Source organism: Rhodococcus sp. P4_B6 (genome assembly GCF_056402215.1).
The window spans coordinates 102,954-123,828 of sequence record NZ_JBFUHV010000012.1 but is presented as its reverse complement, the minus strand read 5'-3'; the positions used below and the strand labels follow the sequence as shown (position 1 = coordinate 123,828).

Sequence of the window (20,875 nt, the reverse complement as noted above, 5' to 3'; positions counted from 1 at the left end):
GACGACGCCGTCGCCGACGGGGCGGTTGTCGGCGAGGCCGAAGTTCACCGAGCGGTGGCGGGCGAGGGCGTCGAGTTCGACGAAGGAGCCCTCGTCGAGCAGGGCGGTGATGCGTTCGCGGGCGGTGAGCTTGCCCTTGGCGTGGACCTTGTCGACCGCGGCTTCACCGCTCGGGTGCTGCGCCTCGGCCTGACGATTACGCAGGTCGGCGAGCTTTCCCGCCGTCGTGTGAATATCGGGCGTGACCGCCGAATCTGTGACTGTCATCTATGACTGCTCTTCCCGTCGAGGCTGTCGGAACCTGCGCTGAACCCTGTGGGGTACGCGGTTCGTGGGAGTACCCACTCGGACGCCGCCACTTTAACGCATTACTTATCGATCGTTCACGTGCGCTGCATCACTCTCGACGAGAGGGTGTGATGCGTCACGCTGCTGCTACCGGTCCTCGGTGCGGCCGTGGCGGCGTTCGTAGTCCTCGCGTGTGCGGTCGGCGCGGCGCTGCGCTTTCTCGCCGACGAGGTCCGGATCGAGGCCGTGGCTGAGCAGACGGTGGCGACGGTAGATGTTCATCAGCGCGACCGCAAAGTAGAGCAGCGGGAGCAGCAGCAGGGCCATCATCGCCAGCGGAATCCAGATCGGACCGGGGATGAGGAGGAACAACGCCAGCACCGCCGCGACGGGAAGCATGAAACGGAGGACGTACCGCACCGAGGCGCCCGGCCCGACGAGGTCGTTGCGGACCCAGTCCTGCATCGAATCCGGCAGCGTCCGACCGAACAGATACCCGACGTACTGACTGGGACTGGGACGCTGCGAATCGGACATGCATTTCAGGATAGTGCTACTGCTTTTCCGCATTCGCGACGATGACGTCCCGCACGTACTGCGCCAGGCCCGGGGCGACGTCGTCGTAGTGCCTGCGGAAGCGGTCGTCGGCGAGGTACATCTCGGCGAGGTTCACCTGCATCGCGTGATCGCAGTCGTAGAACCGCTCGATGCCGGCGCGGTGCTGCTCGGCGAGTGCGTTGGCCCGATCGGATCCGGGTTCGACGCCGTCGGTCATCGCCTGTGCGAGTGCGGCTTCGACCGCGTCGCCCTCGGCCTTGATGCGTTTCCAGTCGTCCTTGCTCATCTTCGCGGTGCGCTTCTGGGACTGCTTCCACGCGTCTGTGTCGCCCCACCGCTCCTCGGCCTCGGCCGCGTACTCCTCGCCCGGCCAGTTGTCGCCGAAGATGTCGTTCTGCTCTTCGGGGGTGAGTTGAATGCCCATGCTTTTCGCCTCCATCATCTTCTCCACGGCTGCAGCCATCTCGTGTAAGCGATCGATCCGTTCGCTCAGCAACGCGTGCTGTCGCTGTAGATGCGCGAGGGCATCGACGTCCGGGTCGTCGAGGAGGGCTGCGATCTCCTCGAGGGGGAATCCCAGTTCGCGGTACGTCAGTACGCGGTGCAGACGTTCCACGTCGGCGTCCGAATAGCTGCGGTACCCACCGGGGGTGCGGTCGGACGGGGTCACCAGGCCGATCTCGTCGTAGTGGTGCAGGGTGCGCACACTCACTCCGACCAGTCTGGCGACCACGCCGACCGTGTGTTTCTCGCTCACGTCCTCTACCGTGCAGCCTTACGTCGCGTGAGGGTCAACTCAGGTGTAGAGATTTTCCAGTTCGCCGGAGAAGTTGGTCATCACGACCTTGCGCTTGAGTTTCATGCTCGGGGTGATCTCGCCGTTCTCGACGGTGAGTTCCCGTTCGAGGATGCGGAACTTCTTGATCTGTTCCCACCGGTTCAGTCCCGCGTTGAGTTCCTCGACGTAGCCGCCGATCAGGTTGCGGGTCTCCTGGGCGTTGGCGATCTCGGCGAGAGATTTGCCGCCCAGGTTGTTGTTCTTCGCCCATTCTTCGATCGATTCGGCGTCGAGGGAGATCAGGGCGACGCAGTACGACTTCCCTTCGCCGTCGACGATGAGTTCACCGACGTAGGGGCAGATGCCCTTGAACGTGGCCGCCAGCGCGGACGGTGCGACGTATTTGCCGTTGGACGTCTTGAACATGTCCTTCTTGCGGTCGGTGATCCGCAGGTAGCCCTTGTCGTCGAGTTCGCCGATGTCGCCGGTGTGGAACCAGCCCTCGTCGGTGAGCGCTTCGGCTGTGGCTTCGGGGTTCTCGTGGTACCCGCTCATGACGCCCGGACCCTTGATGAGGATTTCGCCGTCGTCGGCGATCCGGGTCTCGGTGCCCGGGATGGGCCAGCCAACGGTGCCGAACTGGTACGCCGACGGGCGGTTGACGAACGAGGCGGCACTGGTCTCGGACAGTCCGTACCCTTCGAGGACGACGATGCCGACGGCGTCGAACCATTGCGCGACATCACGATTGAGTGCCGCGGATCCGGAGATGAAGAACTTCAGGCGTCCGCCGAAGCGTTCGCGAATCGTGCTGTACACCAGCCGATCCGCGACGGCGTGCTGCACCGAGTCGAGCAGCGACGGGCCCTTGCCGGCCTGCTTCGCCTTCGACACCCGCAGGCCGACGCCGATGGCCCAGTCGAAGATCTTCTCCTTCGGCCCGCCCTCCGCTCGGACGGTGGAGACGATCCGCGCGTACGCCTTCTCGAAGATGCGGGGGGCGGCGCCCATGAACGTGGGTTGGACGACCGCGAGGTTCTCGACGATCTTGTCGACGCGACCGTCGACCGCCGTCGCGAAACCGATCTGCAGCGGCAGCGTGAGCAGGACCTTTCCGAACACGTGGGACAGCGGGAGCCAGAGGTATTGCAGGTCGTCGGCGTCGAGGATGCCGGTGGCGTCGATCGCTGCGGCCTCGTACGTCCACGCGGAGTGCGACAGTCGCACACCCTTCGGCCTGCCGGTGGTGCCCGACGTGTAGATCAGGGTGGCGAGGTCGTCGGGGTCGATCGCCTCGATCCGGTCGTGCACGGCGTCGGGTGTCTCGGCCAGCAGTTCTTCGCCGAGGTCGTGTAGCTGGTCGAACGTGATGACCCAGTCGTCGTCTCCGGGGGTGCCGTCGATCAGGACGACCTTCTCGACGTCGCCGAGTTCGCTGCGGTTCTCGCGCAGCTTGGCGAGCTGCGCGTCGTCCTCGGCGAAGACGACGCGGCTGCCGGAGTTGGCGACGATGTAGGCGACGTCGGCGGCCGTGGTGGTGGGATACACGGTGGTGGTGGCCGCGCCTGCGCACATCACGGCCAGGTCGGCGAGCACCCATTCGTAGCGGGTGGCGGAGGCCAGCGCGACGCGCTGTTCGGCCTGCACACCGAGGACGATGAGACCGGCCGCGAGGTTGCGCACCCGGTCGCCCGCCTCGGACCAGGTGACGCTGGCCCACATGGTCGGGTCGTCCGGGTCGACGTATCGGAACGCTTCGCGACCGGGCGAGTGGGCCACCCGATCCACGAACAGTGCGGCTACCGACGGAGCCCGATTCTCGATCTTGGAGCGGTCAATGACTTCGTCCGACGCGCGCTGAGCTGCCATGTACCGATCTTAGGAACCGGGAGCGTTCCGGGGAGTGGTTTCGGCGCAGGTCAGCCGATCCCGGACGCCACCGTGCGGGGTTTCGCGACGATGGCCAGAGACATCACGGCCGCGATCGCGCACAGCCCGCCCGCGACGTAGAACGCGGCGTCGTAGCCGCCGAACTGGTCGCGCACCAGTCCCGCGAGGAACGCCACCAGGCCGGCGCCGATCTGGTGGGACGCCAGCACCCAGCCGAACACGATGGGGGCGTCGCCGCCGAAGTGTTTGCGGCACAGCGCGACGGTCGGGGGCACGGTCGCCACCCAGTCGAGGCCGTAGAAGATGACGAACGCGATCATCGGCGGGTGCACGGTGTTCGCGAACAGGATCGGCAGCAGCATCAGCGAGATCCCGCGCAGCACGTAGTAGATGCCGAGGAGCTTGCGTGAATCGAACCGATCGGTGAACCAGCCCGACGCGATGGTGCCGATCACGTCGAAGATCCCGATCACCGCCAGCAGGGTCGCCGCCGCCGTCACCGGCATGCCGTGGTCGTGCGCGGCCGGGACGAAGTGGGTGCCGACGAGTCCGTTGGTGCTGGCCCCGCAGATCGCGAACGTGCCGGCCAGCAACCAGAACACCCGGGTCCGCGCCGCCGACAGCAGCACCGTCACGGCCCGGCCAGCGGCGCCGCCGCGACCGGTCGGGGCGGGTGGTTCCGCGACGTAGTCGGGCCCGGCGCCGTACGGGACCGTCCCGACGTCCGACGGCCGGTTGCGCAGGAACACGAGCACCAGCGGCACGACGGCGAGGGCGGCGAACGACACCGTCAGCGCCACGGTCTGCCAGTTGTAGTGCTCGGCGACCATCGCGAGGATCGGCAGGAACACCAGCTGTCCGGCGGCGCTGCCCGCGGTGAGGATGCCGGTGACGAGGCCGCGGCGGGCGACGAACCAGCGGTCGACGACGGTGGCGACGAAGGCGAGCGCCATCGAGCCGGTACCGAGACCGACGAGCACACCCCACAGCAGTACGAGTTGCCAGGTGGCGGTCATGAAGACGGTCAGTCCGCTGCCGGCGGACACCAGGACCAGCGCGGCGGTGACCACCCGGCGCATGCCGAAGCGTTCCATGAGCGCCGCCGCGAACGGCGACGTCAGCCCGTAGAGCACCAGGTTGATCGACACGGCGGACGAGATGCTCGCCCGTGACCAGCCGAAGTCCTCGTGCAGGGGGTCGATCAGGATCGAGGGCGCCGCCCGGAAGCTGGCGGCTCCCACGAGGGCGAGGAATGCGACGGCCGCGACGAGCCAGGCGTAGTGCAGGCGCGGCGGGGCCGTCTGGGCAGGAGGTGCCGGGGGCGCGATGTCGGACGTCACGACGGTAAGTCTGCGGGACGGCGCCGCGCCGGAACAGTTGCCGGAATGACAACATGTGAAAGAATCTGGCCATGGTCGTTCGTCATCGTGTGGTCGTGCTCGCCCTGGACGGTGTGATCCCGTTCGAACTCGGCATCCCGTCGCGGGTCTTCGGGCGGGCGCACGACGCCGACGGGAATCTGCTGTACGACGTGCAGACGTGCACGGCCGACGGACGGCCGGTGCGCTCGGACGCCGACTTCTCGGTGTCCGTCAACCACGGCTCGGAGTTGCTGGCCGAGGCCGACACGGTCGTGATCCCCGCGTCGTACGAACTCGGCCCGGCGTACGACGAAGGCCGTCTGCCCGCCGACCTCGCGCGGGCGCTCGCGTACGTCCGGCCCGGCACGCGGTACGTCTCGATCTGCACCGGTTCGTACATCCTCGCCGCGGCGGGGTTGCTCGACGGCCTGCGCGCCACCACCCACTGGCGCAACACCGAGCACTTCCAGCGCACGTATCCGCAGGTCCGGGTCGACCCCGACGTGCTGTTCGTCGACGAGGGCCACATCCTCACCTCGGCGGGCGTCGCCGCCGGACTGGACCTCTGCCTGCACATCGTGCGCCGCGACCACGGGTCGGACGTCGCCAACCGGGTGGCGCGCCGATGCGTCGTCCCACCGTGGCGCGACGGCGGGCAGGCCCAGTACATCGAGCGGCCGATCCCGGAGACCACGTCGGAGTCCACCGCGGCGACCCGCGAGTGGGCGCTGCATCGCCTCGGCGAACCGCTGGCGCTGAACCGGTTGGCGGCGCACGCGAACATGAGCGTCCGCACGTTCACCCGGCGCTTCGGCGAGGAGGTCGGCACCACCCCGAACCGCTGGCTGACCACCCGCCGGGTCGACCGTGCGCGCCAACTCCTGGAGACCACCGACCTGTCCGTCGACGTCATCGCCCGTGAGGTCGGGTTCGGAACCGGCACCTCCCTGCGGCAGCACATGGGTGCGGTGCTGGGGGTTCCGCCGTCGGCGTATCGCAGAACCTTTCGAGGCCGGGCCGTCTGAGCGAGTCAGTCTTCGGCCGGATCCCCGGCGCTTTCGGCCCGGTCGCGGAATGCCTCCACCGCGGAGTCGATGGTCGGGTAGAAGTGCGTGGCGTCGAACCTGTCGCCCACCCCGAACCGGATGAGCCGATCCTTGATCGGGCCCTTCATCTCCGCGAACGCCAGCTGAATTCCCTTGCCTTCGAGGTAGGTGTCGAGGTCGACGAGTTCGTCGACGGCGGTGGTGTCGAGTCCGGTGATCGGCTCGGCGGCGATCACGACCCACTCGACCGGGGTCGGCGCCTCCGCCACCACCGAACGCACGTACTCGTCGAAGATCTCACCGTTCGCGAAGAACAGGGGGGCGTCGAAGCGCACCAGCACCAGTCCGGGGATGCGGTCCCCGCCGGGGTGGCGCTCGACGTCGTGGAAGCCCGGCCGGTCCGCCGTCCGGACGAGTTCGGTGCGGTACGGCTGCCAGGCCTGCGCGACCACGGCGACGAAGGACAGCCCGATCGCGACGAGGATGCCCTGCAGCACACCGACCAGGGCGACCCCGAGGAACGCGGCGACGGCGAGCCCGAATTCCACGCTGCTCATCCGCCACATGCGGACCATGCCGTCCACGTCCACCAGCGCCGTGGCCGCGACGATCACCACGGCGCCCAGCGTCGCGTCGGGGAGGTAGGCGGTGACACCGGGGGCGACGAGGACGAAGACCAGCACCGCGACGGCGCCGACGACACACGCCAATTGCGTGCGGGCGCCACTCTGTTCGGCCACCGGCGTGCGGGACCCGCTGGCCGAGATCGGGAAGCCGCCGAACAGCCCGCCCGCGATGTTGGCGACGCCGACCGCCTTCATCTCGGTGCTGCCGTTCACATCTTCGCCGCGCCGGGCGGCGAACGTGCGCGAGAGCACGCCCGTGTCGGCGAACGCGATCAGGGCGATTCCGGCGGCCGGTCCGACGAGTTGTCCCACGTCGCCCCAGTCGACGCCGCCGAACGACGGCAGCGGCAGGCCCGCGGGGAGGGCGCCGACCATCCCGATGTCGTCGGTCAGCCCGAGCGCGGCCGACAGGATCATCGCCCCGACCACCGCCACCAGAACGCCCGGGATGCGGGGAATCCAGATGCGGAACGCCACGATGACGGCGAGGGAGCCGAGACCCACCGCGGCGGCGACGGGGTCGATGTCGCCCCCGAACACCGCCTTTCCGATCCCGCCGATCTCCCCGATGAGTCCGGACGCGTCGACGTCGAACCCGAGCAGTTTGGGTAACTGGCCGACGACGACGATCAACGCGATCGCATTCAGGTACCCGAGCCGGATGGGTTTCGACAGCAGTTCGGTCACGAAGCCGAGATGCAGGAACCCGCCGACCAGGAGGATGAGGCCCATGAGGACGCCCAGGATGCCTGCGAGGGCCAGGGCGCTCTCCGGATCGTCGGTGACGGCGAGGGGCAGGACCGCCGCGGCGATGAGCGGCGCGAGCGACGAATCAGGTCCGAGAACAAGGATTTTCGACGGTCCGACCACCGCGTACGCGAGGAGAGGGACGATGGTGGCGTACAGCCCGGCGTAGGCGGGCAACCCGGCGGCCTCCGCGTATCCCATCCCGGCGGGGATGAGGAGCGCGGTGAGGACGAGTCCGGCGGTGATGTCAGGTCGCAGCCACTCGCGGCGGTACGCCCGTGCCGTCACGATCCCGGGCAACTGCGCGAGGCCTCCTGTCAAGGACATGGTGCCGGCCTCAGCGCGCACGTTGCGGGTCGACCGCGGCTGCCGCGGAGATCGGAGTGACCGGACGCGCGTGCCGCCTGCGGCGGAGAGCCTTCTCCGCCTCCACGACCACCGGGATGATCAGCGACCACCCGAGGCAGGCGAGCCACTGCCCACCGGTCAGCGACGTGGTCATGAGGAGGTCCTGGAGGAAGCCGATCTCGACCGCGAACACGGTGACGACGACCGGGATCGACAGGATCTTCAGTGCGCCGAGGATCGGTGCGGTGAGGCCCGATTCCGGGTCGCGCCGCATGACGAGTCCGGCGAGAATCGACCCGAGCGACAGCACCACGAATGCCGTCGTCATCGGAACGCTCGCCTCGGTCGTGCTCATGTCGCCCGGTGCGAGCAGCATCGCGGCGAGGGTGACGGCGAACTGCAGGATGCCGTACGCCAGCCACTGCCCGAACGCCGTCTTGTTGGCGATCGGCGTGTGCTGGTCGCGGGGCGGCTTGTTCATCAGGTCCGGCGGCGCCGGATCGAGCATGATGACCGCGACGGGGAACAGCGTGATGAAGAAGTGCTGGAACAACACCATGAGCGGGGTGAGCGCGACCCCGTCGTTGATGTCGAAGATACTCGCCACGAGGAACAGCAGAACCAGCGAGAACAGTTTCGACATCTGGTACCGGATGTACGACACGATCTTTTCGTAGATGTTGCGGCCCAGTCGGATCGCGGTGATCAGGGTTCCGAAGTTGTCGTCGGTGAGCACCATCTTGCCCGCCTGTTTCGTCACCTCGCTGCCCGAACCCATGGCGACGCCGATGTCGGCCTTCTTCAGTGCGGCGGCGTCGTTGACGGCGTCGCCGGTCATCGCCACCACCGCACCGCTCCGCTGCATGATGTCGGCGAGACGGAGCTTGTCCTGTGGGGTCACGCGGCCGAACACGTGCAGGCGCGGGAGGGCCGCAGTGAGGTCCTCGTCCGTCATGGCCTGGAGTTCGGGACCGCCGATCGCGCCGGGGCCGAGGCCGAGTTCGGCACCGATCGCCGACGCCGTGATCGCGTGGTCGCCGGTGATCATGCGGACCTCGATACCTGCTGCGTGGGCGGTGCGCACGGCGTCGATCGCCTCCGGCCGCAGCGGGTCGATGATGCCGACCATCCCGACGAACGTGAGGTCCTCGACGAACGACATGGGGTCGGCCGCCGCGGCGTCCTCCTGCCCGTCGAGCCTGCGGGCGGCGAACGCCAGCACGCGGAGACCCTTCTCGGACAACTCCCGGTTTGCCGCGGTCAGTTCGTCCCGGACCTGGTCGAGTGGCACCGCGTGCCTGCCCGGCAGGAAGGCGGTGGCGCAGCGGGCGAGGACCACGTCGGGGCCGCCCTTGACGAGTTCGACGAACTGGGTGCTGCCGTCGACCTGGAGGTGGTGGAACGTCGCCATGAACTTGTACGCGGAGTCGAACGGCACTTCCGCGATGCGGGGATACGTGCGCCGGGTGAGCGGAGCGTCGACGCCGATCTTGGCCGCGAGCACGACCAGCGCGGCCTCCGTCGGATCGCCGACGACGTCACCGGTGTCGGAGACGGTGGCGTCGCTGTCGAGGCACAGCCCGTAGGCGAGCAGGGTGAAGTCGGGGGCGGCCTCGCCTGCGGTCTGGGTGATCCGGCCCGTCTTGCTGTATCCCTCGCCGTCGACGGTGTACCACCGGCCGTGGAAGTACAGTGACCGGACGGTCATCTGGTTCATCGTCAGCGTGCCGGTCTTGTCCGAGTTGATCGCGCTGGTGGCGCCGAGGGTCTCGACGTCGGTGAGGTTCTTCACGACGGCTTTCGCCTCGGCCAGTTGACGGGCACCGAAGGCCAGCATCGCCTGCACGAACGTGGGCAGGCCGGTCGGGATCGCGGACACTCCCATGGAGATGCCCAGCAGCAGCACCGTCGTCAGGCTCTGTCCGCGGATCACCCCGAGGATCACGATGAGCGCGACCGCCGTCCACGCGATGATGCCGAGCACCTTGGTGAGCGAATTCAGTTCGCGCTGAAGCGGAGACTTGCTCGGCGCGACGGCCGACAGCATCGACGCGATCTGGCCCATCTGGGTGTTCATTCCGGTTTCGGTGACCACCATGGTCGCGGTGCCCCGGGTGACCGACGTGTTCTGGAAGACCATGTTGCTGCGGTCGCCGAGGGGCACGTCGGCGGCGCCGAGGGTCTGGGTGTCCTTCGGGACGGGTGCGCTCTCACCCGTCAGTGCCGCCTCCTGGGTCTCGAGGGTCGCCGACGTGAGCAATCGGCCGTCGGCGGGGACGACGTCGCCGGCCTCGAGTTGCACGATGTCGCCCGGTACGAGGCCGGTGGCGGCGAGTTGCAGGAGAGTCCCGTCCCGGGTCACCCGCACCTGCGGTGTCTGCATCTTCGCGAGCGCGTCGACGCTGGCGCGCGCCTTCAGTTCCTGCCGCGTGCCCAGCACGACGTTGAGCACGACGAGTGCCGCGACGATGATCGCGGTCGAGACCTCGCCGATGACGACGCTGACGATCGCCACAGCGACCAGCATCAGGTTCATCAGATCCTTCAGCTGTTGCAGCGCGATCGCCCACGCGGACGGGCCCGGCTCCGAGGCGATCTCGTTGGGACCGTGCCGTCGGCGCCGTTCGTCCACCTCTCCGGCCGTCAGGCCTGATTGCCGATCGGATGCTGTCGCGGCGACGACGGCATCGGCGTCCTGGGCGTACCAGGCCGTGTGCGTCTGCGCGGATTCCGTCGAGACCATGACCGCTCGTCCTTTCCGGCTCGGATCCTCAGTACGGGGTGGGGATCCAGTGCAGGGGTTGCCCCGGTTCCTGATAGCCCTCCGCCTTCTGCCGCTTCGGCAGGGTGAGGTCGGGGCGGTCCAGCGGCTCGTACGGGACCTGGCTCAGCAAGTGGCTGATGACGTTGAGCCGTCCGCGTTTCTTGTCGTCGTTGATCGCGACGTACCACGGCGCCCAGCCGGTGTCGGTGAGATGGAACATCTCGTCCCGCGCGCGGGAGTAGTCGTACCAGCGGCTGTACGACTTCAGGTCGAGCTCCGACAGCTTCCAGTACTTCCGGGGGTCGTCCATCCGGCTCTGCAGGCGCATCGTCTGCTGTTCCTCGCTCACTTCCAGCCAGTACTTGAGCAGGATGACTCCCGAGTCGACGATCGAGCGTTCGACCGTCGGGATCAGTTGGAGGAAGTGCTCCGTTTCTTCCTCGGTGCAGAAGCCGAGCACCCGTTCGACCCCCGCGCGGTTGTACCAACTTCGGTCGAAGATGACGACCTCTCCGCCGGCGGGCAGGTGCGGCAGGTACCGCTGCACATACATCTGCGACTTCTCGCGCTCGGTGGGGGCCGGCAGCGCGACCACCCGGAACACCCGCGGGCTCACCCGTTCGGTGATCGCCTTGATGACGCCGCCCTTGCCCGCGGTGTCACGGCCCTCGAAGACGACGCACACCTTCGCGCCGGATGACTTCACCCACTCCTGCAGCGCGACGAGTTCGGCATGGAGGGGTTTCAGGAGTCGCCGGTACTCCTTGTTCTTCATCGGTGCGGACGGCTCGGCGCCGTCGGGCCGGGACAGCTCGGCCCCGGCCCTGTCCTTGCTCTTCTTTCCCACGGTTTCTCCCGCTTTGCCGGGTGATCAGACCTGTTCCGGCTTCCAGGTCGACACGGCCCAGATGACGACGACGTCGAGTGCGATGATGAGCAGCGACCACCACGGGTAGTACGGCAGCCACAGGAAGTTGGCGAGAATCGACACGGCCGCGACCACGATCGCCGACACCCGCGCCCAGCCCGCTCCGGTGAACAGCGCGAGGCCGACCCCCAGGATCACGATGCCCAGCACGATGTGGATCCAGCCCCACGTCGTCAGGTCCAGCTTGTAGACGTATTCGATACCGACGACGAAGACTTCGTTCTCGGCGACCGCGGCGACCCCTTGGAAGAACTGGATGATGCCGACCGTGACGAGGATGATGGCTGCCCCGATCGAGGTGCCTGCCGCGACGCCCTGTTTGACCGATGATGTCTCGGACATGACAGTCCCTTTCTCTACCGCGAGTTCTCTACCGCGAGCCGGCGGCCCGGTACCCCCATTGTCCGCCGTTCCACCCCCGCCGCAGTCGTGAAACGATATTTCCGGACGGAGTCGGATACTGGATTCATTCCAGGATCCCGCACATGCGCGGAGCGGAACCGAACCGCGTTGTTCGAGAGTTCATTTCGTGTCTTGACGGTAGCCGCCCGCCGGGATGACGATTGATCGATGACGGGGGAGGACGAACTGCTTCAAGTCGAAAAGGTCATCGAGCGCCTGATCACTCGATACCCGTCGGTCTCGTCGGTCGACATCGAGCACATCGTGCGCACCGTCCACAAACGACTGGCGGAGAGCCGCGTTCGCGACTTCATCCCCCTTCTCGTCGAGAAGGCGGCTCGGCGCGACCTCGCCGCCCGTGCGACAGCGACGGAATCGGTCGGGTGACTTTGTACTCTAGCGGTTCCGCACCGGCTCATGGATACTGAGCGCAGGCCCGTGTGGCTGCCGCTGCTGTCTTCAGAAGAGAGGTCCTGCGGTGAACGACAACGATCTGGATGTACTCGGGCCCATCGACTATCTCGTCGTGGAGTTCCCCGCAGACCGGAAACCCGACGGTTCGGCACTACCACTGCTGATCGATCTCGTCGATCGGAACATCATCCGGGTACTCGACCTGATCTTCGTCCGTAAGGAACCCGACGGAGCGCTGTCCGGTATCGCGATCGAGGACCTCGGGTTCGAGGGCGGAGTGGACGTGACGCTCTTCGCCGAAGCGGCAACGGGCCTGATCGACCGCACCGACCTCGAGGAAGCCGCGGCCGTGCTCGAGCCCGGGTGTTCCGGGGCGATTCTCGTCTATGAGAATTGTTGGGCCGCACCGTTCGCCTCCGCTCTGCGGCGCGAAGGGGCCCAGCTCGTGGCATCCGGGCGCATCCCCGTCCAAGGCATTCTGGCGGCGCTCGACGCGCTCGACGCCTCCAGCTGACAGGCTGCCGAATCCAGAGCTGAGGAGCACATCATGCCAGGACTTCTGCGCGGGATCGCCCGGACCGCCGTCGTGGCGGGTACCGCGACCGCCGTCTCCAACCGGGTCTCCCGACGACAAGGGCAGCGGTGGGCGGGGAACCAGCCGGCCCCGCAGCAGCAGGCTCCGCCTCCGCCGCCTCCGCCGGCGCAACCCGCACCGCCGGCCGTTGGCACGGATCGTATTGCGGCCCTGAAACAACTCGGTGAACTCCGCACTCAGGGGGTCCTCACCGAGGAAGAATTCAACGCAGAGAAGGCCAAGATCCTGGCCTCCTGACCGCAACACCGAGTGGACGGAGCACTGAAAATGGAAGGCTTCTGGGAGTTTTTCTGGTTCATCTTCGTCTGTTTCGCCTTCGTGGCGTACCTGACCGTGCTGTTCTCGATCATCACGGATCTGTTCCGGGACCGCGACACTTCGGGGTGGGTGAAGGCGATCTGGATCTTCTTCCTGTTCTTCGTTCCGTTCCTGTCGGCGCTGATCTACCTGATCGTCAACAGCGACGGCATGGCGAAGCGGTCGATGGCTGCCGCCCAGCAAGTGAAGCAGGCGCAGGACACCTACATTCGGGATGTCGCCGGGCAGTCTCCGGCTCAGCAGATCTCGGATGCCAAGGCGCTCCTCGACTCCGGCGCGATCACCGAGGCCGAGTTCCAGTCGATCAAGGCGAAGACGCTGGCATAGCAGCGTCCGTCGCCGCGGCTGCCCGAAGCTGCGGCGGCTGCGCTGCGCCTTCACTAGTGTCCCTGTGGGCGCGGCGACGCAAGACCGCTGCAGGTTTGGCGGTACGGTCGCGCATCATCCTTGCTGCTGCCGATGGTGGATCGAATACCGAAGTGGCGCAGAGGCTGGGGTTGAACCGAGGACGATCGACGACGACAAGATCAAGGATCTGATTACCTCGACCCTCGAAACGACACCGAAGAACGCCACACACTGGTCCACACGCTCGATGGCCGAGCATTCCGATATCTCGCAATCGACGGTTTCGAGGGTGTGGCGCGCGTTCGGTTTGGCCGCGTTCGCCGAGTGCCGACGTCACTCAGTCGATCAAGGCGAAGACGCTGGCATAGCGTCCGTCGCCGCGGCGGAAGTGCGGGCCGGACGGATGAGCAACTCGATCGCCACGAGTGCCAGCAGGCCGATGATGACGATCCACAGCACGACCAGTCCGGTGGGGTAGCGCCAGAACATCAGCAGTACTGCGGCGATACCGATCACCGCGCAGCGCAACGGAATGCGGAGCTGGTAGGCCCACCGCTCCACCTCGTTCGGTGGCCGGCCGCTGCCGGACCGCCGAACGAAGTCGAGTGCCTGCCCGTAGCCGCGACGCACGGCGGTCGCCGAGGACGAGCCACCGATGAGGTAGGCGCCGAGTGCGATCACCAGGCCCAGTACCGCGACCGCGCGCAGGCTCGTCCGCAGCGGGACGAGGACCGTGTCGATGACGGCCGTCGCCGCATCGGGCGACAGGATGTCAGGTGGGACGCTGTCGAGATAGATGGCCCGTCCGATGAGAATGCCGATTGCGAGAGCGAGCATTCCGAGAGCGATCGCGAGTCCCGCAAGGGCGAGAGCGCGGAGCCTCCTGCCGGTGGGTGCGACGGCCACGGCAGCGGCGGCACAGGCGATGCCCAGCCACGGCAGGATGGCCGACGCCTTGTCGAGTGCGCGGACGGCGCGCTGCGCCTTCACGAGTTCGGGAGATTGGAAGAGCACGAATTGCTTGTCCACCGACGGGATCTTGTCGGCGAACGCGAAGCCGCGGCCGGCGAGTTCCGATTTCACGCGGTCGATGACGGTGCCGAGGGAGATGCTGACGGTGCCACTCTGGTCGACCTCCACGGAGCTGAGGCCGTAGTTTCCGGTCATCACTGCCACGAGTGCGTTGTGTGCGGCCCGGTTCGCCTGGATCCACAGGTCTTCGAACTGCTGGGATCGCACGAGCGAGCTGACGGTGTCGTGGACGAAGTTCTTGGCCTGGCTGGTGAGCACCGGTGCGAGGCCGACGACCGCCTTGTCGAGGCGCGGCGCGTTCGCGGCGAGATTCGTCATGTCGGTCAGCGCGGTGAGGGCTTCGGTGGTGAGACCCTCGACGTCGACGCGCGCGAAGATCTCGTCGGTGATCTGGTTGGTGATGTCAGCCTGCAGTGCGGGATTCGAGCCCAGCGGCGCGACCGTGCTCACGTAGCGGTCGGTGTCGAGGATCTGGCTGCGGGTGAAGCGGGCGGTGACCGACGCGACCGCGAGGACGGCGACCAGCACGAGCAGGATCGTCACCGCGGTCCAGCGCAGCCCGTTGTGGGGTGGGCGGGAAACCGGTTCGGCGGGAACACCGGCAGCTTCACCTGCCGCCTGGGCTCGCAGTGTGGTGACTTCGTCGCGCAACCGGAGTAGTTCGGCGCGTTCGTCCTTGCCGAGCGCGTCCGCGCTCGAGGCCTCGTTCATGGTCGGTCAGGCCTCGTCTGGGTTCCAGGTGGCAACCGCCCAGATCACTACCGCATTCAACGCGATGATCGTGATCGCCCACAGGGGGTAGTACGGCAGCCAGAGGAAGTTGACGAAGATCGAGACGGCGCAGAGCACCATGGCTCCGACGCGGGCCCAGGTCGCTCCGGTGAACAACGCGATGCCGACGGCGGCCACGATCACGCCGAGTACGAGATGGAACCATCCCCACGCGGTGACGTCGAATTTGTAGGTGTACTCGACGCCGACGACGATGACGTCGTCCTTGGCGATTGCGGAGATACCTTGGAGGAATTCGAGCGCGCCGACGGTGACGAGGAGAACCGCCCCGCCCATCGAGGTTCCCTTTGCCACACCTTGTTTGACCAGTGATTCCTCGGACATGACCGTTCCTCTTTCGTCAACGTACGAAATGAACTGGTATAACGAGTATCCCCCGTCGGATTGCTGCTGTCAGCGAGATTCCGGTACCGGGCGTATGTTGACCTTGCGCGACGCGGCGGCAGACAATGTCTGCATCCCACCGCATATCCGGGGAAGGGGATCGTCATGTCCGATCAATCGTTGGCCAAGCAGGGGGTCGCCGCCGCCACGTCCATGGTGGCAGCGATAGTTTTGCTCACTATCGGAATACTGCATGTGCTCTCGGGTATCTCGGCGCTGATGAAGGACGACCTGGTCGTGGCCGGGCCGGAATACGTCTACCAGTTCGACACGACGGCGTGGGGGTGGATCCACCTCGTGCTCGGCGTGATCGTCGCGCTCGTCGGCGTCATGCTGTTCACCGGTGCGACGTGGGCCCGTGTCGGMGCMATGGTGMTCTGCGCGTTGTCGATACTCGCTAATTTCCTGTGGCTGCCCCACTACCCGTTGTGGTCGATCGTCATCATTCTGCTCGACGTGTTCGTGATCTGGGCCGTGGCGACGTGGCATCCGGGCTACGAGGAGAGCATTTAGGTCGTTGTTCCCAACGCGGCACGAGGGAATCGTCGCGTCCGCCCCGTCACGGAGAGGATGAGATGACCGACGAATCCGGATCGTCACGACCGCCCCAGCAGTACCGTCGCTGGCTGCCGGACCGGTATGCGTTCGGGGGACTGGTCGTTGCCGTGCTGTTCGTGTGGCTGTCGTTGACGCCGACGTTGCTGCCGCGGGGTCCGTTCTTCCAGGGATTGGTCACCGGTGTTTCGGCGGCGGTCGGCTACGCCCTCGGATTTCTGGGTTCCGTTCTGGTTCGTCATCTCGTGCGGCGGGAGCCGTCGGCGCGCGTGAAGACCTGGGTTCGGCGGGGGGCGTTGGTGATCGGGCTCGTCGGCACCGCGGCGATGCTGGTGTGGTTCGCGAATTGGCAGGATCAGCTTCGGGCACTCATGAGCGCCGCATCGTTCCCGTGGACGGGCTACGTCGTGACGGTGATCGTGGCGGTATTGATTTTCGTGCTGCTGGTTGCGATCTCCCGGTTGCTGCTGCGGGCGGTGCGGTGGGTCGAACGCAAGATCAGCCGTGTCGTGCCGCGACGGATCTCGGCGACCGTGATCGGCGTGCTGGCGGTAGCGCTGTTGTTCGCACTCCTCAACGGGGTGGCGGTCCGCGTGATCATGACCGGTCTGAACAATTCGTTCGCCGCGGTGAACCAGGAGACCAAGGCCGGTGACGAACCGCCGACGACGACGCTGCGTTCGGGCGGACCGGAATCGCTGGTCACGTGGGATTCGCTGGGAAGGCAGGGTCGGTCGTTCATCTCGCGTGGCCCGACCGTCGAGGAACTGTCCGCCTTCAACGGTGGACGGCCCGCACTGGAGCCGATCCGGACCTACGCCGGGCTCGCCAGCGGTGGCGATTCGATCCGGGAGAGCGCCCAACTGGCAGCGGACGAACTCGAACGGGCCGGCGGGTTCGATCGCGCGGTGATCGGCGTGGCGACAACCACCGGCACCGGATGGATCAACGAGAGCCTCGCCTCCTCACTCGAGTACATGTACAACGGCGACACCGCGATCGTCGGGTTGCAGTACTCGTATCTCCCCAGCTGGCTGTCGTTCCTGGTGGACAAGGAGCGGGCCCGCCAGGCGGGGGAGGCGCAATTCGACGCGGTGTACGACAAGTGGAAGCAGTTGCCACCGGAGACCCGTCCGAAACTCGTCGTGATGGGGGAGAGCCTGGGCTCCTTCGGCGGCGAGAGCGCGTTCGGCAGCGTCGACGACGTCGAGGCGCGTTCCGACGGCGTTCTGTTCACCGGACCGCCGAACGCGAACGAGATCTGGACCGACGTGACGACCAACCGGGATCCCGGCTCACCCGAATGGCTTCCGATCTACGAGCAGGGCGAGACCGTGCGCTTCGGTGCGCGGGCGCCGGAGGATCTGCCCCGCCCCGACACCCCGTGGGGGAAGCCACGGATGGTGTACCTGCAGCACGCGTCCGACCCGATCGTCTGGTGGTCGCCGGAGCTGCTGGTGAGCGAGCCCGACTGGCTGAAGGAGGAGCGCGGGTACGACGTCCTGGACAGCACGCAATGGTTCCCGTTCGTGACGTTCCTCCAAGTTGCGGCGGACATGGCGGTGTCGACGGGCGTCCCCGACGGGCACGGGCATACCTACGTCGTCGACATCGCGGATGCGTGGAGCGCGATCCTGGCGCCRGACGGCTGGACCCCGGCGGACAACGAGCGATTGCGGACCGTGCTCGCCGAGATGGGGGCGGACGGCTGACCCGTCGTCACGGTTGCGGCGGCGCGGGGTCCTGTTCTCGTCTCATGCGGAACGAGTTGAGCAGTCCGGCGAGACCGGCGAGGAGGGGTACGAGCAGCGCCACCTGCAGGGCGAGTGGCCGTGCGTCGGTGTTGATTCGGACCACCTCGTCTCGTATCTCGGGTGGCTGGCCGACGAGGAGTTGTTCGAGTTGGGTGTTGCTCATGACCTCGGCGTCGTCCTCGAGTACCTGCGCCACGTGCTGCTGGTCGGCCGGCGGGAGGACGGTGCTCGATTGCGCCATGGCGGTGAACGTGATGGACAGTGTCGCCAGCATGATGGCGCCGGCGAACGCCAGTCCGAACGACAGCCCGAACGATCCCGCTGCGGAGTTCGCGCCTGCCGCCTCGCTGACGTGCTCCTCCGAGATCGGGGCGAGCGTGTAGTTGTTGAGTTGGGATACCAGCAAACCCAGCCCCGAGCCCGCGATTGCCAGCGGGAGCAGCAATGCCCAGCCGAACTCGGCCCGCGGCACGATCGGGATCAGTATTGCGACGCCGATCGTGACGAGGACGAATCCCCAGCGGATGATGCTGCTCGGACTGCGATCTCCCGCCTTCTTGCCCGCCAGCAGCGCCACGCCGAACATGCTGAGCGAGAGGGGGGCGAGTGACAGTCCCGCCTGCATCGCGTTGTACTCGAGCACCATCTGGAGGTAGATCGGAAGGGCGATCATCGTGCCGCCCAACGCTATCTGCTGGAGCATCTGCTGTGAGATTCCCAGTCGGAACACTGTGGAGCGGAACAGATCGGGGTCCAGCAGCGGCGGTTCCCCGCGACGCTTCCGGCGGACGAGCCAGTACCCCAGTCCGGCCAGCGCCAGCGCACCCACGACCAGCAGGGCGGCCACCGCTTCGCCGCCTTCCTGCCACACGAGGATTCCCAGCACGATGCCGCCCATCCCGAGGACGGAGAGGCCCGCACCCACCGGGTCGATTCCCCGGGGCCCGGTGTACGGCACGTCGCGGACGAGTCGGATCCCGGACAGCACGATCGCGATGATGACGACCTCGAGCACGAATGCGACGCGCCACGACAGGAAGGTGGTGATGAAACCTCCGAGGAGCGGTCCGACTGCGGCGGCGATCGCCGCCGCCGCGCCGACCAGCGCGTAGACCTTCTTCTGCGCAGCACCTTCGAAGTTGCCGTGGATCAGGGACTGCATGGCGGGCAACAGCAGTGACGCACCGATTCCGCCGAGGATCGCCCAGAACACGATGATCGCGGTCAGGCTCTGCGCGAGCGCCATCGCGGATGCGCCCACGGCATACCCGAGCAGACCGATCACGTACGCCCGTTTGCGTCCGATCAGGTCGCCGACCTTGCCGCCGATCAGGATGAACGCGGCCGACACCAGTGCCTCGAGTGCGATCGCCGCCTGGACGCCGCTGACGGTCGTGTCGAGGTCGCGGACCACGGCTGAGATCGACACGTTCATCAGTGAGGTGTCGACGACGAGCACGAACATCGCCATCGCCAGCAGCAGGGCGAGCAGCCGCTGCGACCCCTCCAGGTTGGTACCCGAGCTGTTGGTTCGGTCTTCGGACACGGGCGCCTCCTGTGCCGACCGGCCACTGCGGTGTCGCGCCGAGCGGTGATTCCCAGACCCGAGTCTCCCACGTGCAGGGGGCGTCCTACGTGGATTCACCCGTTTCCGGGTGTGCGAGGAACCCGGCGACGACCGGTGCGAGTCCGGATGCGTCGGTGACGATGTCGATGTGCCCGCCGGCGTGGATGTGCAACGTCGCGTGTGGCAGCAGTGCGTTCATGATGCGCGCGTTCAGGACGGGAATGATCGGGTCGTCGGTGCCCGCCACGACGAGCGTGGGCTGCCGGATCAGCGGCAGGACGGGAAGGCTCGTCCACAGGGCGCCCGCGAGGAGTTGGTGGAGATAGCCGACCCGGGAGCCGGCCTGCCGCTGCTTCCCGAAGATCCGCGCCACGTCACCGTCGCCGCCGGCGCGGCGGGCGGCGCCGCCGTACAGGTCGCCGGCGACGGCCGACGCGTAGGCGGGATCGGTGAACCGCTTCGGGGTCAGCATCTTCGAGAGCACGCGCGGATGACCCGGAATCATGAGGGCGCCGGTGCCGGTGGCGACGAGGACGAGACGACGGCAGCGCCGCGGGTGCTGCAGGGCGAACTGCTGGGCCAGCGCTCCGCCCCACGACAACCCGAGGACGTCGACGGTGCCGACCCCGATCTCGTCGAGCAACCGGCTCAGACCGCAGGCGAGGGCCGGGATTGCGTACGGAACCGGGGAGGCAGGTGAACCTCCGGTGCCCGGGACGTCGAAGCTGATGATCGTCGCGGTCGGATCCAGTGCGGCGACCAGCGGTTCGAGCACTTCCAGGCCGGCCCCGATGCCGTTGCACAGCACCAGGGGCACCCCGGTGCCGGTGCGGATCCGCACCCGGATCCGCAGCCCGCACACCGGAACGACCCTGTCCTCGAACCGGTCGCGGCTGCCGAACAGTTCGGTCACCGTCACGTGTAGAGCACCACGACGTCGGCGACGCACACCGGACGGGTTCCGCCGTCGATCTCGTAGGTCAGCCGGAACACTGCTTCGACGCCGGCCGGCTTCTTTTCGGCTGCGGTGAGAGCCACGGTGGCGCGCAGGACGGATCCGACCGGAAGCGGCGCCGGGAACCGGACCTTGTTCAGTCCGTAGTTGAGGGCGGCGTCGACGCCGTCGACGGTGAGTGCCTCCGCGAGGATGCTCGGCGCCAGCGACAGCGTCAGATAGCCGTGTGCGACGGTGCCGCCGAAGGGTCCGTCGGCGGCGCGATCCGGATCGGTGTGAATCCACTGGAAGTCGCCGGTCGCCTCCGCGAACAGGTTCACCTGGTCTTGCAGGACCTTGTAGGGGCCAGTGGTTCCGATGGTCCGGCCGACCGACTCGACGAGTTCGGCGGGATGGGTGAGATGCAGGGTCATGGTGTTCCTCTG

At 67.1% G+C, this 20,875-nt stretch carries 21 protein-coding genes and 1 pseudogene; 8 read left to right on the top strand and 14 right to left on the bottom strand.

Annotated elements, in window-relative coordinates; all coding sequences use genetic code 11:
- The 5 genes from AC1DWT_RS08680 to AC1DWT_RS08660 all read right to left on the bottom strand — a co-directional run.
- A partial coding sequence (locus AC1DWT_RS08680; protein ID WP_477920272.1) for a carboxyl transferase domain-containing protein occupies window positions 1-267 on the bottom strand: 267 nt, incomplete at its 3' end.
- A gap of 168 nt (window positions 268-435) precedes the next feature.
- Entirely contained in the window at window positions 436-825 is a 390-nt protein-coding gene (locus AC1DWT_RS08675; RefSeq protein ID WP_072943834.1) for a DUF5313 family protein, read from the bottom strand.
- Window positions 826-841: 16 nt separating this feature from the next.
- Window positions 842-1,603, bottom strand: a complete 762-nt coding sequence (locus AC1DWT_RS08670; protein ID WP_206014169.1) for a MerR family transcriptional regulator — start codon at window positions 1,601-1,603, stop codon at window positions 842-844.
- Between the two features lie 39 nt (window positions 1,604-1,642).
- Window positions 1,643-3,493, bottom strand: coding sequence for an AMP-dependent synthetase/ligase (locus AC1DWT_RS08665; RefSeq protein ID WP_206014170.1), 1,851 nt, complete (start codon window positions 3,491-3,493; stop codon window positions 1,643-1,645).
- A gap of 50 nt (window positions 3,494-3,543) precedes the next feature.
- Entirely contained in the window at window positions 3,544-4,854 is a 1,311-nt protein-coding gene (locus AC1DWT_RS08660; RefSeq protein WP_072943829.1) for an MFS transporter, read from the bottom strand.
- A 71-nt stretch (window positions 4,855-4,925) separates the two neighbouring features.
- Here AC1DWT_RS08660 and AC1DWT_RS08655 point away from each other — a divergent pair, with 71 nt between their 5' ends.
- Window positions 4,926-5,900 (top strand): GlxA family transcriptional regulator, encoded by a 975-nt coding sequence (locus AC1DWT_RS08655; RefSeq protein ID WP_206014171.1) that lies wholly within the window; start codon window positions 4,926-4,928, stop codon window positions 5,898-5,900.
- 5 nt (window positions 5,901-5,905) lie between these two features.
- Here the strand turns inward: AC1DWT_RS08655 and AC1DWT_RS08650 are convergent, their stop codons facing one another.
- Genes AC1DWT_RS08650 through AC1DWT_RS08635 form a run of 4 tightly spaced genes read right to left on the bottom strand, consistent with a single transcriptional unit; the run spans window position 5,906 to window position 11,676 of the window.
- Complete coding sequence (locus AC1DWT_RS08650; protein ID WP_206014172.1) at window positions 5,906-7,621, bottom strand: SulP family inorganic anion transporter; 1,716 nt, start codon at window positions 7,619-7,621, stop codon at window positions 5,906-5,908.
- Window positions 7,622-7,631: 10 nt separating this feature from the next.
- A complete protein-coding gene (locus AC1DWT_RS08645; RefSeq protein WP_206014173.1) occupies window positions 7,632-10,385 on the bottom strand; it encodes a cation-translocating P-type ATPase in 2,754 nt (917 codons plus the stop codon).
- 28 nt (window positions 10,386-10,413) lie between these two features.
- The gene (ppk2, locus tag AC1DWT_RS08640; protein WP_072943826.1) at window positions 10,414-11,253 is read right to left on the bottom strand and encodes a polyphosphate kinase 2; all 840 of its coding nucleotides are present in this window, start codon (window positions 11,251-11,253) and stop codon (window positions 10,414-10,416) included.
- Between the two features lie 24 nt (window positions 11,254-11,277).
- Window positions 11,278-11,676, bottom strand: a complete 399-nt coding sequence (locus AC1DWT_RS08635) for a DUF7144 family membrane protein (protein WP_072943825.1) — start codon at window positions 11,674-11,676, stop codon at window positions 11,278-11,280.
- A gap of 228 nt (window positions 11,677-11,904) precedes the next feature.
- On the opposite strand from AC1DWT_RS08635, the gene AC1DWT_RS08630 reads away from it, so the two are divergent.
- The 5 genes and pseudogenes from AC1DWT_RS08630 to AC1DWT_RS08610 form a co-directional block, all read left to right on the top strand.
- On the top strand, window positions 11,905-12,123 hold the full coding sequence (locus AC1DWT_RS08630) for a three-helix bundle dimerization domain-containing protein (RefSeq protein ID WP_477920268.1): 219 nt from the start codon (window positions 11,905-11,907) through the stop codon (window positions 12,121-12,123).
- 91 nt (window positions 12,124-12,214) lie between these two features.
- Window positions 12,215-12,664 (top strand): DUF6325 family protein, encoded by a 450-nt coding sequence (locus tag AC1DWT_RS08625; RefSeq protein ID WP_072943823.1) that lies wholly within the window; start codon window positions 12,215-12,217, stop codon window positions 12,662-12,664.
- Between the two features lie 33 nt (window positions 12,665-12,697).
- Window positions 12,698-12,982: an SHOCT domain-containing protein gene (locus tag AC1DWT_RS08620; protein WP_206014174.1), complete on the top strand. Its 285-nt coding sequence runs from the start codon at window positions 12,698-12,700 to the stop codon at window positions 12,980-12,982.
- Window positions 12,983-13,012: 30 nt separating this feature from the next.
- Window positions 13,013-13,390: an SHOCT domain-containing protein gene (locus AC1DWT_RS08615; RefSeq protein WP_072943820.1), complete on the top strand. Its 378-nt coding sequence runs from the start codon at window positions 13,013-13,015 to the stop codon at window positions 13,388-13,390.
- 65 nt (window positions 13,391-13,455) lie between these two features.
- Window positions 13,456-13,724, top strand: a pseudogene (locus AC1DWT_RS08610) (IS630 family transposase); the annotation flags it as partial.
- Window positions 13,725-13,756: 32 nt separating this feature from the next.
- Here AC1DWT_RS08610 and AC1DWT_RS08605 read toward each other — a convergent pair.
- Window positions 13,757-15,154, bottom strand: a complete 1,398-nt coding sequence (locus AC1DWT_RS08605) for a hypothetical protein (RefSeq protein WP_206014175.1) — start codon at window positions 15,152-15,154, stop codon at window positions 13,757-13,759.
- 6 nt (window positions 15,155-15,160) lie between these two features.
- Window positions 15,161-15,559, bottom strand: coding sequence for a DUF7144 family membrane protein (locus AC1DWT_RS08600; RefSeq protein WP_206014176.1), 399 nt, complete (start codon window positions 15,557-15,559; stop codon window positions 15,161-15,163).
- 165 nt (window positions 15,560-15,724) lie between these two features.
- Here AC1DWT_RS08600 and AC1DWT_RS08595 point away from each other — a divergent pair, with 165 nt between their 5' ends.
- Both AC1DWT_RS08595 and AC1DWT_RS08590 read left to right on the top strand, forming a co-directional pair.
- On the top strand, window positions 15,725-16,132 hold the full coding sequence (locus AC1DWT_RS08595; RefSeq protein WP_477920266.1) for a DUF7144 family membrane protein: 408 nt from the start codon (window positions 15,725-15,727) through the stop codon (window positions 16,130-16,132).
- A 62-nt stretch (window positions 16,133-16,194) separates the two neighbouring features.
- Window positions 16,195-17,886 (top strand): alpha/beta hydrolase, encoded by a 1,692-nt coding sequence (locus AC1DWT_RS08590; protein WP_206014177.1) that lies wholly within the window; start codon window positions 16,195-16,197, stop codon window positions 17,884-17,886.
- A gap of 7 nt (window positions 17,887-17,893) precedes the next feature.
- On the opposite strand, the gene AC1DWT_RS08585 is transcribed toward AC1DWT_RS08590, so the two are convergent.
- The 3 genes from AC1DWT_RS08585 to AC1DWT_RS08575 form a co-directional block, all read right to left on the bottom strand.
- Window positions 17,894-19,474 (bottom strand): MFS transporter, encoded by a 1,581-nt coding sequence (locus AC1DWT_RS08585; protein ID WP_072943810.1) that lies wholly within the window; start codon window positions 19,472-19,474, stop codon window positions 17,894-17,896.
- 85 nt (window positions 19,475-19,559) lie between these two features.
- A complete protein-coding gene (gene phaZ / locus AC1DWT_RS08580) occupies window positions 19,560-20,414 on the bottom strand; it encodes a poly(3-hydroxyalkanoate) depolymerase (protein ID WP_206014178.1) in 855 nt (284 codons plus the stop codon).
- Window positions 20,411-20,863, bottom strand: a complete 453-nt coding sequence (locus AC1DWT_RS08575; protein WP_206014179.1) for a MaoC family dehydratase — start codon at window positions 20,861-20,863, stop codon at window positions 20,411-20,413. The genes phaZ and AC1DWT_RS08575 overlap by 4 nt, the downstream gene beginning before the upstream one ends.
- Window positions 20,864-20,875: the final 12 nt, after the last annotated feature.